Here is a 16832-nt window from a genome sequence, read left to right on the forward strand (position 1 = left end):
GAGGCTGGGGGTGTCAGGGGCTGCGCTGGCCCTGCCAGCGGCGCGCCAGGGCGGCGATGTCGGCCGGGCCCAGGGGCTCGGTGGTGTCCACCGACAGCACCCAGGGCAGTTCGTCGGCTTCGGGCCCACCGGGGCCTTTGAGCTGGCTTTGCAGCACCTCGGGCGTGGCCTCCGAGGCATCGTCGCCGCGGGCCTGCCGGGCCTCGATGCGCGAGCGCATCAAGGCCGGGTCGCAGTGGCAATGCAGCACGCCGAAAGGCAGGCCCAGCGACCGGGCCAGGGCCTGGAAGCGGTCGCGCTCGCCGCGCCGCAAAAAGGCGGCATCCACCACCACCGGCCAACCCGCCCGCAGGGCCGTGGCGGCCTGCTCATGCAGGCGGTCAAAGGTGCGCCGTGTGGCCTCGGGCGTGTACAGCGACAGGCCCAGGGCCTCGGAGCGCTGCAGCGCCTGCAGGCCGAACAGGCGCTTGCGCTCCACATCCGAGCGCAGGCGCACCGCCCCGGTGGCTTGCAGCAACTGGGCGGCCACCGTGGATTTGCCCGAGCCCGACAGGCCCAGCGTGATCAGCAGGCGTGGCCCGCCGGGTGGGCCCAGGCTCAGGGCGTGTGCGCAGGCCAGGTAGTCGGGGGCGCCCGGCTGGGGCGGGCTCAGCGTGGTCACCAGGGCGCGCACCAGGGCGCGGTAGACCTCGTAGAAGCGCAGCACGGCCAGGCCGCCACAGTCGCCGGTCTGTTGCAGGTAGTGGTCCAGCACGCCCGCCGCCAGGTCGGGGCGGCCATGGGCGTGCAGGTCCATGGTCAGAAAGCCCAGGTCGCTCATCACATCGATCCAGCGCAGGGCCGGGTCGAACTCGATGCAGTCGAAGCCGGTGGCGCCCTCCTCGGTCAGCACGCAGTTGTTCAGGTGCAGGTCGCCATGGCCTTCGCGCACCCAGCCCTGTTCCAGCCGGGTCTGCCAGACCGGCGCCAGCACCAGCGCTTGTGCCTGCATCCATCGCCGCAGCGCTGCCACGGGGGCCTCGCCCAGGGCGGCCTGCAGTTGCGCCAGCACCTTCAGGGCGGCCTGCTCGATCTGCTGTGGCTGGCCCCAGCCCTGCCCGGGGTGGGCCACGGCCGCCTGCTGATGGAACTGGCCCACACGCTGCGCCAGCCCCTGCAGCTCTTCGGCACCCAGCACCCCGGCGGCCAGCCGCTCGCTGAGCAGGGCCCCCGGGGCAAAGCGGCGCATGCTCACCGCGTACTCGATGGCCGGGCCCTGGCCCCCCAGCGCTGGGGCTTCGGGGGTGCCGGTGATGGCCTGCACGCCCAGGTACAGCTGCGGCGCCAGGCGCTGGTTCAGGCGCTGTTCCTCTTCGCAAAAGTGGCGGCGCAGCGCCAGGGTGCTGAAGTCCACAAAGGGCAGCCGCACCGGCTTTTTGAGTTTGTAGGCCTGCTCGCCGGCCAGCAGCACCCAGGAGATGTGGGTTTCGATCAGGCGCACGGGCTGGCCCGTGCTGGCCTGTGATTGGGCTTGCAACAGGGCTTGCAGGGCATGGATCAGCACGGCGTCCGCGCCGGGGGGGCTGGGTTGGCCAGGGGGGCTGCTGGGGTTCATGGGGCCCCAGTGTGCCGCACCGCGCCGTGGTTGGCTTGACCTGGGGCAAGCAGGCCGGGTGGGCCAGCGTCGGCTCAGTCCATGGGCGCCCGGGTGAACACGTCCAGGGTTTCGGCCCAGTCGGTGAAGCTGGCCAGGTGGGGGCAGCGTGCCGCGCTCAGCTGCCCGGGCAGCATTCTTTGCGCAAACGACCAGGCCACGGCGGCACTCACGCCGGCCTGGGTCAGGCGTTGGGCTTGCCGGGGCCAGGGGGTGCGGGCCAGTTCGGTCTCGAGCGCATCGAAGGCGGCCTCGGCCTGGCCGCGCACCCGCTCCAGCCAGGGGGCGTGTTGCTTCTCGGGCGGGCGCAGCTGCAGCTCGTAGACGATCTGCACCGTTTTTTCGCAGGCGGCCAGGGCCAGCCCGGTGGCGCGCAGGGCCTGCAGCCGGGCCGCACCCGGGGCGGGCCACAGGCGGGTGTTGGCGAGCGATTCGAGGTACTCCAGAATCAGCCCCGACTCCATCAGCACCGTGCCGTCGTCACACACCAGGGTGGGGGCCTTGACCACCGGGTTGATGGCCGAGAATTCGGCGTACTGCCTGAACACCGACACCGGCCGGTGTTCAAAGGGCAGGCCCAGCCAGTGCATCGATACCGCGACGCGGCGAACATAGGGCGAATCCAGCATGCCAATCAATTGCATCATCAAGTCCTGTGGCGTAAAGATGCTGACGATAGGCCGCAGTCGCCGGCCCCGGAATGGGCAGGCATCGGAAATCAAGCCCTGGCACCGATGCTTCATCGGTGGCGCCGGGCCCACCTGAAAGCGTGCATGAAACTAGACCCGAAAGACCTTCAGATCCTGCAAGCCCTGCAACGTGACGCGCGCCAGAGCCTGGCCGCGCTGGGCAAGCGCATCGGGCTGTCGCAGCCTGCCATGAGCGAGCGCGTGCGCAAGCTCGAAGACGCCGGTGTCATCGAGGGCTACGGCGCCCGGGTCAATCTGCGGGCCCTGGGCGTGGGGCTGCAGGCCATCATCCGCATCGAGACCACACACGCCTTCATCGCCCGGTACGTGGCCTTGTTCGAGTCGATGGACGAGGTGCTGGAGGCCGATCGCGTGACCGGCGAAGACTGCTTCATCGTGCGCTGCGCCATCGCCGAGCCTGCCGACCTGCAGCGGGTGGTGGACACCCTCGCCGCCCATGGCAGCGTCACCACCTCGCTGGTGTTGTCGAGCCCGGTGCGCAAGGTGGTGACGGTGCAGGCGGCGCGCCGCCACGGCGGCCATGGCGGGCTCAGTCCTTGAGGCCCCACCAGGCCGGCAGCAGGCGGCGCACCTCGGGCCGGGCAAAGCGGTCGTCCAGCAGGTGGATCACGCCCTCGTCGCCTGGGCCGCGGATCACCCGCCCGGCGGCCTGCACCACTTTCTGCAAGCCGGGGTAGAGGTAGGTGTAGTCGTAGCCAGCACCGAACTGGGCCTGCAGCCGGCGGCGGATCTCTTCATTGACCGGGTTGAGCTGGGGCAGGCCCAGGGTGGCCACAAAGGCGCCGATCAGGCGCCGGCCCGGCAGGTCGATGCCCTCGGCAAAGGCCCCGCCCAGCACCGCGAAACCGATGCCCTGGCCCTCGTCCTGGAAGCGCGCCAGAAAGCCCTGTTGCTCGGCTTCGCTCATGCCGCGCGACTGGCTCCAGCAAGGCAGCTCGGGGTGGCGTTGGGCCAGGCGCGCTGCGGCCTGCTGCAGGTAGTCATGGCTGCTGAAAAAGGCCAGGTAGTTGCCGGGTCGGGCCTGGTACTGCGCGGCCATCCGGTCCACCAGCGGGTCCAGCGATTGGGCGCGGTGCTGGAAACGGGTGGACAGGTCGTGCGCGGTGTGCACCTGCAACTGGGCCGCCTGGAAGGGCGACTCGACCTCGATGCAGGCCGTGTTGTCGGGCAGGCCCAGCAGGTCGGCGTGGTAGTGCATGGGCTGCAGCGTGGCCGAGAACAGGGTGCAGCTGTGGGCGCTGGCGAAACGGGCGCGCAGAAAGTGCGCCGGCACCAGGTTGCGCAGGCACAGCACCGATTGCCCGGGTACCGGGGCGGTGGCCGGGCCAGCGCCCGGGCCAGGGCTGACATCCACCATCGAATGCGGGCCGAACTGCTCCAGCAGGCGCCCCAGTTGCAGGGCTTCGAACTGGAAGTCGAGCAGGGCCGGGTCGTTGTCGGTGGGGTGTTCGGCCTGGTGCTCGGCCAGTGTGCTGAGGGCCTGCTGCAGTGCGGCCAGCAGCTTGGGCGGAAACTGCTCGTGCACCTGGTAGTGCGGGCTCTGGGCCTTGTCGTGCGCCACCCAGGCACGGCCCACCCGGGCCAGCGCCTGGCGCACGGGCTGCGCCTGCTGAGCGGTGGGGCTCTGGCGCGCCCGGGCCAGGTGCTCGGGGCGCAGCGCCACGCTGTACATGCTGCGGGCGCGCTCCAGCAGGTTGTGGGCCTCGTCCACCAGCAGGGCCACGCGCCAGTCGTTGGCCTGGGTCAGGCCGTGCAGCAGCCCCCCGCCATCGAAGTAGTGGTGGTAGTCGCCCACCACCACATCGGCCCAGCGCGCCAGTTCCTGGCCCAGGTAGTAGGGGCAGACCTGGTGCTGCAGGGCCACGGCGCGAAGGCGGGCCTGGTCGAGTGGGGCCGGGTCGACGGGTGCGCTGCCGTCGGGGTGGGGGTTGCCGCCCAGGGCCGCGCTGCGCGCTGCGGGCAGGCGGTCGTAAAAGCCCTGGGCCAGTGGGCAGGACTCGCCGTGGCAGGCGCGGTCGGGGTGTTCGCAGGCCTTGTCGCGGGCCACCAGCTCGAGCACCCGCAGCGGCCAGCCCGGGGGGCCCGCCAGGCGCCGCAACGCGGCCAGGGCCAGCGGCCGGCCCGAGGTCTTGGCGCTCAGGAAGAACAGCTTGTCGAGCTGCTGCCCGGGCGCGGCCTTGAGCAGCGGGAACAGCGTGCCCACCGTCTTGCCGATGCCGGTGGGCGCCTGCGCCAGCAGGCAGCGCCCGCTGCGCGCAGCCTTGTACACCGCCTCGGCCAGGGGGCGCTGGCCGGTGCGGAAATCGGGGTGCGGAAAGACCAGCGCCTGCAGGGCCGCGTCGCGGGCTTGGCGATGCGCCTGTTGCGCCTGGGCCCAGGCCAGAAAGCGGGCGCACTGGGTCTCGAAATGGGCCTGCAGTTCAGTGGCGCTGCAGTGCCGGGTGAACACCGTCTCTTGCTCGGTGCCTACGTCCAGGTAGACCAGGGCCAGTTCGAGCTGGTCCCGGCCCTGCTGCTGGCACAGCAGCCAGCCGTAGACCAGGGCTTGCGCCCAGTGCAACAGGCGCTGGGCGGGGTTTTGCCGCTCCAGCGAGCCCTTGTGGGTCTTGACCTCGTCGAGCCGGCCGAGTTCGGCGTCAAAGCCATCGGCACGGCCACGCACCCGCAGCTGCCCCAGGTACACGCCGCTGAGGCTGAGTTCGGCCTGGTAGGCCGGGCCACGCCGGCGCGCCACCAGGGCGTGGCCGGCCATGCCCTCCAGCGCGCTGGGGGCGGGGGTGAAGCGCAGGTCGAGGTCGCCTTGCTTGGCGGTGAACTCGCACAGTTCGCGCACGGCCACGGTGTAGACCATGGGCGTTTCTGCCTCGGCTTGTGCCTTTGCCTGGGGCTGCACCGGGGCCGTGTCGGCGTTCACACCAGTTCCTGGCTCTGGCTCGGGTCTTCGCCCAGGCGGGTCTGCAGCTCGTCGCCTTCGCGGCGCAGCGGGGTGGCCTTGGACAGGGCCAGCCACACCGGAAAGGGCAGCGTGCAGCGCGTGTGGCGGGCGGCGCGCAGCATCTCGAACTGGCCGTCGGCCAGGTTGCCGTGCAGCACCCAGATGCCCAGGTGCTCGGGGATCTCGTTGGGCCGCGCCACCCCGGCCGGAAACACGTAGTAGCAGGCTTCGCTCAGCCACTGGTAGGCCTGGCGCTTGGCGCTGTGGCGCAGGTCGGACAGCAGGTCGGCGCGGCTGAACTTGATCTCATGCACCATGGGCTGCAGGTAGGCCTCGACCGAGGTGTTGCGCACCGAAAACAGGTCGGGCCGGGCCATGCGCCACACATGCGGCACCGGGGCCGGTGCGGGCGGGGCTTCGTCAGGCCAGAGCGATGGCAGCGCGCTGGCGGGCGCTGCAGAGGCGGGTTCCGTTTCGGGCGGGGCCTCCTGCAGCGGTGGCTCCGGGGCTGGGGGCTGGCCGGGTGGGTCGATGGCGGCGCGCAGCGAGAGCTCGCGCCACACGATGCGGCCGGTGGCCATCAGGTGCTCGGCAAAGCGTTGTGCCAGGCGGTCGTGCGCGCTCAGGGCCCGCAGGCTGCGCTGGCGCGCCTGCGCCAGGGTCTGGATGCCGGCTTCGGTCAGGCGCAGGCATTCATGGCCCTCGGGGCTGGTCTGCATCGATACCAGGCCGGCGGCCAGCAGGTCGATCTCCAGCCCGTCCTTGCTCGGCCAGCCGGCCGAGCGCCAGATCTGCATCAGGCGGGTGCGGTGAAAGCGGGTCAGGGTCAGTTCCGTCATGGGATCCGTCATGGGGTGCGGCGTCGTGCGGGTCGGCAGGCGATGGCTGATTTTATATACAGTATCGCGCGCCGACCATGGGTGGCAGAGCCTGACCCGGCGGCGCATGGGCCCACCCGGCTCTCCATGACATCCTGATGGCAGGATTGTTGTTGAAATTGAAATTCTTATTTGAATATCCAGATGTTTTGTTGTGGTGATTGCTTGTCTACAGTCGCGTCATTCGGGGCCAAGCCCAAGGCCGGCCCAGTTTGATCTTCCAACGCCACTGACCGCGAGAACCTGACACCATGAAGCCCACCCAACTCACCGCCCTCTTGTTTGCAGCCCTGGCCGCCGTGGCCAGCGTGTCGGCCCAGGCCGATGTGCGCAGCCGCGCCGAAGTCGAAGCCGAGGCGGTCAAGGCCGCCAAAGATTCGGCCGTGTCGGTCGATTCCAAGTCCAAGGTGGCGCCCGTGATGAACAGCACCCGCACCCGCGCCGAGGTTGAGGCTGAAGCCATCAAGGCGGCCCGCGATTCGGCCGTGTCGGTCGATTCCAAATCCAAGGTGGCTCCGGCCCTGACCAACAGCCGCGACCGTGCCGAGGTGGATGCCGAAGCCGTCAAGGCCGCCAAGGATTCGGCCGTGTCGGTGGACTCCAAGTCGAAAGTGTTCCCGGTGCTGCGCTGAGCCCGGCAACTTCACCTTGCACCCCTCCGAAAAGGCGGGCCCTCGGGCCCGCCTTTTTGTCGTCTGCGCCGGCTCAGCCGAGGGCGGCGCGCCGGGCCAGGGCCTGCGGACGCGCGTGGCAGCCCTCCAGGTGGTCGTTGACCAGGCCCATGGCCTGCATGAAGGCGTACATGGTGGTGGGGCCGACAAAACTCCAGCCGCGCTTCTTCAGGTCTTTGGACAGGGCCACCGATTCGGCCGAGGTGGTCAGGCCTTGCAGGCTCAGCGAGGTGATGGTCTCGGGGCGGCTGCCGGCGGGGGGCTCGAAGCGCCAGAAGTAGGCCGCCAGGCTGCCGAACTCGTCGCGCAGCGCCTGGGCCCGGCGGGCGTTGTTGAGGGTGGAGGCGATCTTGCCGCGATGCCGCACGATGCCCGGGTTGAGCAGCAGGCGGGCGATGTCGGCCTCGCCCAGGGCGGCCACGCGGTCGATGTCAAAGCCCTCGAAAGCCTGGCGAAAGCCCTCGCGCTTGTTCAGGATGGTCAGCCAGCTCAGCCCGGCCTGAAAGCCCTCCAGGCAGATCTTTTCGAACAACCGGGTGTCGTCATGCACCGGAAAGCCCCACTCAGTGTCGTGGTAGCGCTGGTACTCGGGGGTGGCGCGGCACCACACGCAACGCAGGGTCTGGTGGTCGTCCTTGAACAGGCCGGCAGGGGCGGGGCTGAGGTCGGGCATGGCGATGGGTGTGATGGTTTTGGGGCTGTGAATAATCACAGTATAAACAGGCCAACCGGCTGGGGCACCCCGCCCTGCACGCAGGTCTCAACTCTGCGCCGTCTTGCAGAAGATGCAGTCGCGCGGTGCTTCGGCGCTGGCGGCCTCGGCGTGGCTGCAGCAGTGCTCCAGCCAGGCGCTGACCAGCTTGTAGGCCGACAGGTTGGCGCGTGCGCTGGGGGCGCACAGGTAGTAGCCCAGGGGGCTCTGGTAGCGGTCGCCCAGGGGCTCCACCAGGCTGCCGGCCTGCAGTTCGTCCTCCACCAGGCAGGTGGGCACGATGGCCACGCCAAAGCCCGACACCGCGGCGCGGATGATCAGCGAATACAGGTTGAAGCCCGGCCCGAAGCGGCTGCCCGAGGTGTCGCACTGGTGCGCCTGCAGCCAGTCGTGCCAGGCCAGCGGCACCTCGATGTGCTGCAGCAGTGTGGCGCGCTGCAGGTCTTGCGGGCTGCGCAGCGCCAGGCTGTCGCGCACTTGCGGGCTGCATACGAGGCTGGTTTCCTGGCCGATCAGGTAGCGCGCGTTGGCGCTGGGCCAGTTGCCGTAGCCGAACTGGATGGCGGCATCGAATTCGTGCGGCACGGCAAAGTCGTGGGCATGCTGGTAGCGCACGAAGTTCAGCGTGACCTGGGGCAGGGTGCGCTTGAAGTGGCCCAGGCGCGGAAACAGCCACTGCGCGGCAAACGTGGGCGGCACCGACAGGTTCAGGGCCCCGCCATTGCCGCCATAGGACATCAGCTGGGCCGTGGCCGATTCGAGTGCGGCCATGGCCGGGCGGGTGGCGTTGAGGTAGGTGGCACCGGCCTCGGTCAGCTCCAGCCCGGCGCTTTTGCGCATGAACAGTTTCTGGCCCAGGTAGTCCTCCAGCGAGGCGATGTGGCGGCTGATGGCGCTTTGCGTCACGCACAGGTCCTTGGCCGCCATGGTGAAGGCCTGGTGCTTGGCGGCGGCATGGAAGGCGTTCAGTTCCGAGATGGTGGGGCAGAGTCTTCGCATCGCAGCCTATGAGTAATGGTCATGGAGTGGTGAGATTTTAGGCATTGCAGCCAGACCCGATTGGCCCGATAAATGCAACATGTTTGAGCACCGGCGGTGGGTTTACCCAGGGAAAACCCCTGAAACCCCTGCTGGCTGCCCAAGCTCAAGGCCCTGGCCCCGTGTCTGAAGCCATGAGTAATTTGTAGTGTCCAACGGATTTTCTGAACGCCCATGACCCACTTGCTGATCGTCAACAGCCATGTTCTGGATGTGCATGCCCTCACGCTGCGCAGCGGCCTCTCGGTGCTGGTCTCGGACGGGCGCATCGCCGCCGTGGGCCCCGACCTCAGCGTGCCTGCTGGCTGCACCACCCTGGATGCCCGGGGCATGACGCTGATGCCCGGCCTGATCGACTGCCATGTGCACACGGTGGCCTCGTCGTTCAACCTGGGCGGGGTGGCCCGCCAGCCCAATGTGTTCGTGATGCTGCGTGCGCTGCCCATCATGAAGGCCATGCTCGAGCGCGGCTTCACCTCGGTGCGCGATGCGGGGGGCGCCGACTGGTCGCTGGCCGAAGCGGTGCGCACCGGCCTGGTGCCGGGCCCGCGCCTGTTCACCTCGGGCAAGGCGCTGTCGCAGACCGGTGGCCACGCCGACTTCCGGCCCCGCAATGACGATCTGGACGCCTGCTCGTGCGCCTACAAGCTGGGCAACATCGGGCGCGTGGTGGACGGCGTGGATGCCTGCCGCCTGGCCGTGCGTGAAGAGATTCTCAAGGGGGCCAGCCAGATCAAGGTGATGGCCTCGGGCGGCGTGGCCTCGCCCAACGACCCGATCGGCAACCTGGGCTACTCCGAAGCCGAGCTGCGCGCCATCGTCGAAGAAGCCGGCAACGCCAACACCTACGTGATGGCCCATGCCTACACGCCGCGCGCCATCGCCCGCGCCGTGCGCTGCGGCGTGCGCACCATCGAGCACGGCAACCTGGTGGACGCCCCCACCGCCGAGCTGATGGCCGAGCTGGGCGCCTACATGGTGCCCACCCTGATCACCTACGAAGGCCTGGCCAGCGACGGCGAGCGTTACGGGCTGCCGGCGGCCTCGATCGCCAAGATCGAGTCGGTGCGCGGCCAGGGCCGCCAGGCCATCGAGATCCTGGCGCGCGCCGGGGTGAAGATGGGCCTGGGCAGCGATCTGCTGGGCGAGACCCACCCGCTGCAATCGGACGAACTGCGCCTGCGCGCCGAGATCCTGGGCAACGGCCCGGTGCTGCAGCAGGCCACCCTGATCGGCGCCGAGATCCTGGGCCAGAGCGGCCAGTTGGGCGAGGTCACAGCCGGTGCCATCGCCGATCTGCTGCTGGTGGACGGCAACCCCCTGAGCGACATCCGCTGCCTGCTGAACCAGGGCGAACACATCCGCGCCATCCTCAAGGACGGGCTGCTGCACAAGAACACGCTCTGACGCACAACAAGCCAGCCGCCCCCCCTTTCTTCGCCTTTTCTCCGTTTTTTCTCCCTCTTTTCGCCACCCCCTCACCCCCCCCTCTTGGAGAACCCTCATGCAACGTCGCCAACTCGTCCAGCTCTCCGGCCTGGCTGCCGCCCTGTCGTGCCTGCCCCGCCTCGGCTTTGCCCAGCAGGGTGAGGCCTTCCGCATCGGCTCGCTCACCCCCATCACCGGGGCCGGCAGCCCCTATGGCCCGGGCATGCAGCAGGCCATCCGCCTGGCGGTGGACGAGGTCAACGCCGCGGGCGGCGCCGGTGGCCGCAAGCTGGAGCTGTTCACCGAAGACGACCAGACCAAGCCCGATGCCGCCGTGCTCGCGGCCAAGAAGCTGATCGAGGTGAACAAGGTGCAGGCCGTGCTCGGCACCTGGGCCTCGGGCGTGACCCTGGCGGTGATGCCCTTGACCGAGGCGGCCGGCCTGATCGAGATGAATGTCTCGGGCGCCCCCGCCATCTCCACCCTCGACACCAAGGACCTGGTGTGGCGCTTCCAGGCCACCAACGACCGCTTCGGCGCGGCCTTTGCCGAGATCTGCGCCAAGCGCGGCTTCAAGCGCCCGGCCACCATGGCCTTCAACAACGCCTCGGGCCTGGGCAACACCGAGGGCTTCACCAAGGTCTGGAAGCAGCGCGGCGGCCAGGTGGTGGCCCATGTCACCTACGAACCCAACCGCCCCAGCTACCGCAGCGAGCTGCAGAAGATCCTGGCGGCCAAGCCCGATGTGATCGTGACCGGCTCGTACCTGCCCGACACCACCATCCTGCTGCGCGAATGGTTCCAGGCCGGTGCCGACAACAAATGGGTCATCCCCGGCTGGGCCGCCAACCCCGATCTGGTCAAGGCCCTCGGGGCCGAGGTGTGCGAGGGCATCATCTCGGTGGACACCGTGTCCAATGAGAAGAGCACCGCCTATGCGCATTTCGATGCGCTGTTCCAGAAGGCCGGCGGCAAACCCGCCTCGACCAACATCTACGCCGCCATGGCCTACGACATGGTGATCAGCCTGGCCCTGGCCATCGAGGCCGCGGGCCCCGGCGCCAGCGTCGAGCAGATCAACGCCCGCCTGCGCGATGTGAGCAACACCCCCGGCACGGCCGTGGGCACCTTTGCCGAAGGCAAGGCCCTGCTGGCCAAGAAGGGCAAGGTGAACTACGAAGGCGCCTCCAGCAAGCTCGACTTCGACAAGTTCGGCGACGCCACCCCCGACTTCGGGGTGTACGTGATCGAAAAAGGCCAGCTGGTGCGCCGCGACGTGGTGTCCATCAGCGCCACCTGACGGTCCGGCGGGCCGGCCGGGCGCCTGACCCGGCACCGGCCCGCAGGGCAGCTGGCCCCACCCTGGTGGTGGGCCCAACGGGCATGACCCATGAGATGACTTGATGACCTGGATCGAATTCGCAAACCTGTTGATCAATGGCTTGATCGAAGGCCTGGTGGTGGCCCTGCCCGCCCTGGCCATGACCCTGGTGATGGGGGTCAACCGCTTTCCCAATGCGGCCAGCGGCGACCTGCTCACCACCGGGGCCTACGCCGCCGTGGCCGTGCAGTGGCTGCTGGGCTGGCCGCTGTGGGCGGCGGCCCTGCTGGGGGCGGTGATCACCGCCGGGGTGTCGGCCGGGGCCTACCGGCTGATCTTCCGAAAGCTGGCCGGGCGCCCCATGGTGGCCTCGATGCTGGCGGCCATCGGGCTGGGCTTCTTGCTGCGCAGCCTGATCTCGTTCTTTGCCGGCCACGACCAGCGCACCTTCGACCTGCCCCTGGTGCGGGCCTGGAACTTCGGCGGCGTGCGCCTGCTGCCCACCGACCTGGTGATCGCCGCGCTGGCGGCGGCCTGCCTGGCCGGGGTGTTCGTGCTGATCTACCGCACCAGCTTCGGTCGCCAGTTGCGTGCCGTGGCCGACAGCGCCGATCTGGCCCGCGCCAGCGGCATCCGGGCCGGGGGGCTGATGATCAGCCTGTGGCTGCTGGTGGGCGCCCTGTCGGCGGTGGGTGGCGTGCTGCTGGGCATGAAGGCCGTGGTCACCCCCGACATGGGCTGGGAGAGCCTGATCCCCGCCTTTGCCGCCATGGTGCTGGGCGGCATCGGCAGCCCGGTGGGCGCCGTATTGGGGGCCTTGCTGCTGGGCGTGGTGCAGGAGCTGGCCGTGCCCTTGCTGGGCCCGTCTTACAAGCTGGTGCTGGCCTTTGCCGTGCTGGCGGGTGTGTTGTTGCTGCGGCCGGCCGGCTTGATGGGCCGGGTGCAGCTGGTGAGGTGAGGACGCCATGACCGCTTATCTTCTGGCCATCGGCATCGTGGCCCTGATCTATTGCCTGCTGGCCCTGGGGCTGAACCTGCAGTTCGGCCTGACCGGGCTGGTCAACTTCGGGGTGGTGGCCTTCTTTGCCGTGGGCGCCTACACCTCGGGTCTGTTGTCGCTGCAAGGCGTGCCCCTGCCGCTGAGCTTTGCCGCCGCGGCCGTGCTGGCCGCCCTGCTGGCGCTGCCCATCGGGCTGCTGTCGCTGCGCCTGCGCGACGACTACCTGGCCATCGTGACGCTGGGCTTTTCCGAGGCGGTTCGCATCACCATCCAGCAGGAAAGCTGGCTGACCCAGGGCGTGCAAGGCCTGCCTGGCCTGCCCAAGCTGTTCGCCAGCTGGGGCCCGGTGTCGGATGCCGCGATCTTCGCGGTGCTGCTGGGCGCCGTGGCCGTGGTGGCCTGGGGCACGGTGCGACTCACCGGCAGCCCCTTCGGCCGCCTGCTCAAGGCCATCGGCGACGACGAGGCCGCCCTGTCGGCCCTGGGCAAGGACCCGGCCCGCTTCAAGGTGCAGGTGTTCATGCTGGGGGCAGCACTGGCCGGTCTGGCGGGGGCCTTCTATGCCCACTTCATCACCTTCATCACGCCCGAGCAGTTCATCCCGCTGATCACCTTCTATGTGTGGATGGGTCTGATCATGGGCGGCGCCGGCTCGGTGCGCGGCGCCATCTTCGGCTCGCTGCTGCTGATGGTGTTTCTCGAAGGCTCGCGCTTTGCCAAGGACTGGGTGCCCGGCGTGTCCGAAGTGGGCATGGCCAGCCTGCGCCTGGCCGCTGTGGGCCTGGCGCTGATCCTGATCACCTTGTACCGCCCCCACGGCCTGTGGGGGGGAGGAAAAAGCCAATGATGCTGAGCGTCGAAACCGTGACCCGGCAGTTCGGGGGCTTCAAGGCCGTCGATGGCGTGTCCCTGCAACTGGCCGAGCGCGAGATCCTGGGCATCGCCGGTACCAACGGGGCGGGCAAGAGCACGCTGTTCGCGGCCATTGCGGGCCAGCAACCGGCGGACGCCGGGCGCATCCGCTTTGATGGCCACGACATCACCCGCCTGCCGCCCTACCGCCGGGCCCGCCTGGGCCTGGTGCGGACCTTTCAGGTGCCGCGCGAGTTCAAGAGCCTGAGCGTGCACCAGAACCTGCTGGCCGCCGCCGCCAACCCCCAGGGCGAACGCCTGCTCAATGCCTTTGTGCGCACCCGCAGCCTGCGCGAGCACGAGGAGCAACTGGTGGCCAAGGCCGATGGCATCCTGCAGTTCCTCAACCTGACGCGGGTGCGCGACAAGCTGGCCGGCGGCCTGTCTGGCGGCCAGAAAAAGCTGGTCGAGCTGGGCCGCGTGCTGATGCTTGACCCGCGCTGCATCCTGCTTGACGAACCCTTTGCCGGCGTCAACCCGGTGCTGATCGACGAGATCTGCGAGCGCGTGCGTGAGCTCCATGCCCGAGGCATCGCCTTCATCGTCATCGAGCACCACCTGCAGGCGCTCAAGGCCCTGTCGCAGCGCATGATCGTGATGGACCGCGGCAGCATCCTCGCCGAGGGCGACCCGCACACCGTGCTGGACGACCCGCGCGTGCAGGAAGCCTACATGGGAGGTGTGGCATGAGCGCGAACCTGCTGGACATCCGCGCTCTGCGCGGCGGCTACTCGGAGGTCGACATCATCCAGGGCATCGACCTGAGCGTGGCCGCAGGCCAAATTGTCACCATCGCCGGCACCAATGGCGCCGGCAAATCGACCCTGGTGAAAGCCTTGCTGGGCCTGCTGCCCCGCGTGCAGGGCGAGATCGTGCTGGACGGGCGCTCCATCACCCGGCTCGGCGCCGAAGACCGCTTTGACGCCGGCCTGGCCTATGTGCCCCAGGTGGCCAATGTGTTTGCCTCGCTCACCGTGCGCGAGAACCTGCAGGTGGTGCGCGGTGTGCCCCACCTCAAGCGCCGCATGGACGAGGTGCTGGCCGATTTCCCGGCCCTGGTCGAGCGCCTGGCCCAGCCCGCCAGCAACCTGTCCGGCGGCGAGCGCCAGCAGCTGGCCTTCGCCCGCGCCCTGATGCCCTCACCCCGCATCATGGTGCTGGATGAACCCACGGCCGCCCTGGCGCCCTCCCTGGTGGGCAAGGTGTTCGACATGGTGCAGAAACTGCCCGCCGCCGGCGTGGCCGTGCTCATGGTCGAGCAGCGCGCCCGCCAGGCGCTGCAGATCAGCCAGCAGGGCTACATCCTGGACCAGGGCCGCTGCGTGCTGGACGGTCCGGCCCACGAGCTGCTCGGTGACGAGCGCATGGCGCAACTGTACCTGGGGAGCCATTGAGGGGCCTGGCAGGCGGCTCGTTACACTTTCTCGCCTGCTGAAAGTGAATGCCCCCCGCCATGTCAGAACCCTCGATCCGCCCCAACGCCTCCTACCGCCCTGACATCGACGGTCTGCGGGCCGTTGCCGTGCTGGCCGTCCTGGTGTTCCACCTGCGCGCCAGCGCCCTGCCGGGCGGCTTTCTGGGCGTGGATGTGTTCTTTGTGATCTCGGGCTATGTGGTGACCGGCTCGTTGTTGGGCCAGCGTGGCCTGGGCTTCTGGCGCCTGATCGGCGAGTTCTATGCCAAGCGCTTTGCGCGCATCCTGCCGGCGCTGTGCGCGGTGCTGCTGGCCAGCGCCCTGGGCGCGACCTTGCTGGTGCCGCAGTCCTGGCTCAGCGAGCTCAGTGACAAGACCGGCCTGTACGCCTACCTGGGCCTGAGCAACTGGGTGATGCAGTCGAATGCCGACACCTACTTTGCACCGCGCGCCGAGTTCAACCCCTACACCCACACCTGGTCGTTGGGCGTCGAGGAGCAGTTCTACCTGCTGGCGCCGCTGCTGATCTATGCCTTCATGCGCTGGGGGTAGCAGGGTGCTGCCCGTGCCCGCCTGTTGGCGCTGGGTGCCGCCGGTGTGTTGTGCGTGGCCTCGCTGGCCTACTTCGTGCTGCAAAGCAGCCGCCAACCCGACGTGGCGTTCTACTTCATTGCCTGCCGTTTCTGGGAGTTGGCCGTGGGCATGGTGTTGCGCTTTGCGCACCAGACCTGGCCACCGAAGCCGGCCCGCACCACCCCTGGGGCGTCGCTGAGTGCCGGTCTGCCCTGGCTGGGTTTGCTGGGCCTGGCGGTGGCCCTGGTGGGGGCCCGGCCCGGGCCAGACGCCTGGGTGTGGAATGGCCTGGCGGTGCTGGGTGCTGCGCTGGTCATCCAGGCCGGTGCCACGGCGCAAGGGCGCCTCAGTGATCGGGCTTTGGGCAGCACCGTGCCGGTGTGGCTGGGCAAGCGCTCGTATTCGATCTACCTGTGGCACTGGCCGGTCTGCGTGTTGCTGCGCTGGACGGTGGGTCTGGACAGTGCGCTCACGCTGGCTGTCGGGGCCTTGCTGACGATGCTGCTGGCGCTGGCCTCGTTCCACTGGCTGGAGCTTCCGCTGCGCCACAACGCCCGACTTGAAGCCCGCCCGGCCTGGGCCCGCATTCTGATCTTCGCGCTGTTCCCTCTGTTGGGCTACCAGCTCAGCGACACCCTGTTTCGTCACCGCAACGACCTCAGCCTGAGCACGGTGGCGCGTCATGCGGTGGACTGGTACGCCGGCAGTCAGATGCCCTACGTCGATCCGACCCAGCGCAACTGCGAGGTGGCGATGCACTCGCAAGGTCTGGCCGGCGGCGTTGCGCACAGCTACCAGGCCAGTGCCTGCAAGACCCCAGCCCGGCGCCAGACCGTGAATGTGATCGGTGACTCGCATGCTGGCGCCTACCTGCCCATGCTGGAGCAGCTCAGTGCCGACACCGGGGTCAGCGTGCATCTGTACACCTACCCGAGCTGCCCCTTTCTCGACCTGAGCCAGCCCCAGGGGCGCTACCGTGACCCCGGCTGCCTGGCGTTCAGCCAGCAAGTGTTGAAAAAAATCGCCGAGGAGAGCCGGCCGGATGACGTGCTGTTCATGCCCAGCCTGCGCATGCCGCGCTACGGTGACCAATGGGCCAGCTTCAACATCCCCGACATGCACGAGCGCATCTACAACCCCGCCGCAGAGAAGGACCGGGCTGAGGCCCTGGCCGAGGCTCAGGGCTGGCTGCAGCCACTGGCCCAGCGCGGCCTGCGCCTGGTCTTCGAGGCGCCCAAGCCGATCTTCCAGGCGCCCACTTTCCGCTGTGCCGATGCCTTCAACCGCCACAACCCGATCTGCGTGGGCGACAACCAGCAGCCGCGCAGCACCTTGTTGGACCTGCGCGCACCCGTGCTGAACGGCATGCAGCGCCTGAGCCAGCAGGTGCCGGGCCTGAGCATCTGGGACCCGCTGCCCGTGCTGTGCCCGGGCGAGGTCTGCAGCAGCCTGCGCGAGGGCCGCCCCCTGTTCTTTGACGGCGACCACCCCAGCGCCTATGGCAACTGGGTGCTGTACCCCGATTTCAAGCGGATGATCCTGAGCTTCCCCGAGGCGGCGCCTGCCCCTTGAGTCGGCCTGGGTGCTGAATGCGGGTGAAAATCGCC

At 69.0% G+C, this 16832-nt stretch carries 15 protein-coding genes and 1 pseudogene; 10 read left to right on the top strand and 6 right to left on the bottom strand.

Annotated elements, in window-relative coordinates; translation table 11 throughout:
- Positions 1-13: 13 nt before the first annotated feature.
- On the bottom strand, positions 14-1594 hold the full coding sequence (locus F624_RS0107860; protein WP_019573737.1) for a bifunctional aminoglycoside phosphotransferase/ATP-binding protein: 1581 nt from the start codon (positions 1592-1594) through the stop codon (positions 14-16).
- Between the two features lie 74 nt (positions 1595-1668).
- Positions 1669-2277 (bottom strand): glutathione S-transferase family protein, encoded by a 609-nt coding sequence (locus F624_RS0107865; protein ID WP_031254469.1) that lies wholly within the window; start codon positions 2275-2277, stop codon positions 1669-1671.
- A 129-nt stretch (positions 2278-2406) separates the two neighbouring features.
- Here F624_RS0107865 and F624_RS0107870 point away from each other — a divergent pair, with 129 nt between their 5' ends.
- Complete coding sequence (locus tag F624_RS0107870) at positions 2407-2883, top strand: Lrp/AsnC family transcriptional regulator (RefSeq protein ID WP_019573739.1); 477 nt, start codon at positions 2407-2409, stop codon at positions 2881-2883.
- Here the strand turns inward: F624_RS0107870 and F624_RS0107875 are convergent.
- Positions 2873-5194, bottom strand: coding sequence for an ATP-dependent DNA helicase (locus F624_RS0107875; protein ID WP_043425748.1), 2322 nt, complete (start codon positions 5192-5194; stop codon positions 2873-2875). The two genes, F624_RS0107870 and F624_RS0107875, sit on opposite strands and share 11 nt — an antisense overlap.
- A 59-nt stretch (positions 5195-5253) precedes the next feature.
- Entirely contained in the window at positions 5254-6117 is an 864-nt protein-coding gene (locus tag F624_RS0107880; RefSeq protein ID WP_019573741.1) for a hypothetical protein, read from the bottom strand.
- Positions 6118-6407: 290 nt separating this feature from the next.
- Here F624_RS0107880 and F624_RS0107885 point away from each other — a divergent pair, with 290 nt between their 5' ends.
- Positions 6408-6788: a hypothetical protein gene (locus F624_RS0107885; RefSeq protein WP_019573742.1), complete on the top strand. Its 381-nt coding sequence runs from the start codon at positions 6408-6410 to the stop codon at positions 6786-6788.
- 73 nt (positions 6789-6861) lie between these two features.
- On the opposite strand, the gene F624_RS0107890 is transcribed toward F624_RS0107885, so the two are convergent.
- Both F624_RS0107890 and F624_RS0107895 read right to left on the bottom strand, forming a co-directional pair.
- Positions 6862-7500, bottom strand: a complete 639-nt coding sequence (locus F624_RS0107890) for a DNA-3-methyladenine glycosylase I (RefSeq protein WP_019573743.1) — start codon at positions 7498-7500, stop codon at positions 6862-6864.
- A gap of 87 nt (positions 7501-7587) precedes the next feature.
- On the bottom strand, positions 7588-8538 hold the full coding sequence (locus F624_RS0107895) for a LysR substrate-binding domain-containing protein (protein ID WP_019573744.1): 951 nt from the start codon (positions 8536-8538) through the stop codon (positions 7588-7590).
- Positions 8539-8751: 213 nt separating this feature from the next.
- Between F624_RS0107895 and F624_RS0107900 the strand changes: the two genes are divergently transcribed.
- From F624_RS0107900 to F624_RS35715, 8 genes and pseudogenes are all read left to right on the top strand, one after another.
- A complete protein-coding gene (locus F624_RS0107900) occupies positions 8752-9984 on the top strand; it encodes a metal-dependent hydrolase family protein (protein WP_019573745.1) in 1233 nt (410 codons plus the stop codon).
- Between the two features lie 97 nt (positions 9985-10081).
- Complete coding sequence (locus F624_RS0107905) at positions 10082-11305, top strand: ABC transporter substrate-binding protein (protein WP_019573746.1); 1224 nt, start codon at positions 10082-10084, stop codon at positions 11303-11305.
- 103 nt (positions 11306-11408) lie between these two features.
- Positions 11409-12284: a branched-chain amino acid ABC transporter permease gene (locus F624_RS0107910; RefSeq protein WP_019573747.1), complete on the top strand. Its 876-nt coding sequence runs from the start codon at positions 11409-11411 to the stop codon at positions 12282-12284.
- Positions 12285-12291: 7 nt separating this feature from the next.
- Positions 12292-13173 carry a branched-chain amino acid ABC transporter permease gene (locus tag F624_RS0107915; RefSeq protein WP_019573748.1) on the top strand — a complete coding sequence of 294 codons (882 nt, stop codon included), beginning with the start codon at positions 12292-12294 and terminating at the stop codon, positions 13171-13173.
- Entirely contained in the window at positions 13170-13928 is a 759-nt protein-coding gene (locus F624_RS0107920; RefSeq protein ID WP_019573749.1) for an ABC transporter ATP-binding protein, read from the top strand. Before F624_RS0107915 ends, F624_RS0107920 begins: the two co-directional genes overlap by 4 nt.
- A complete protein-coding gene (locus F624_RS0107925; RefSeq protein WP_019573750.1) occupies positions 13925-14632 on the top strand; it encodes an ABC transporter ATP-binding protein in 708 nt (235 codons plus the stop codon). Before F624_RS0107920 ends, F624_RS0107925 begins: the two co-directional genes overlap by 4 nt.
- Before the next feature lie 59 nt (positions 14633-14691).
- A pseudogene (locus F624_RS35710) lies at positions 14692-15729 on the top strand (acyltransferase family protein); the annotation flags it as partial.
- A 249-nt stretch (positions 15730-15978) separates the two neighbouring features.
- Positions 15979-16797, top strand: coding sequence for an SGNH hydrolase domain-containing protein (locus F624_RS35715; protein WP_245573588.1), 819 nt, complete (start codon positions 15979-15981; stop codon positions 16795-16797).
- Positions 16798-16832 lie beyond the last annotated feature (35 nt).

The organism is Curvibacter lanceolatus ATCC 14669 (assembly GCF_000381265.1).
GTDB classification, from domain to species: Bacteria; Pseudomonadota; Gammaproteobacteria; order Burkholderiales; family Burkholderiaceae_C; genus Curvibacter; species Curvibacter lanceolatus.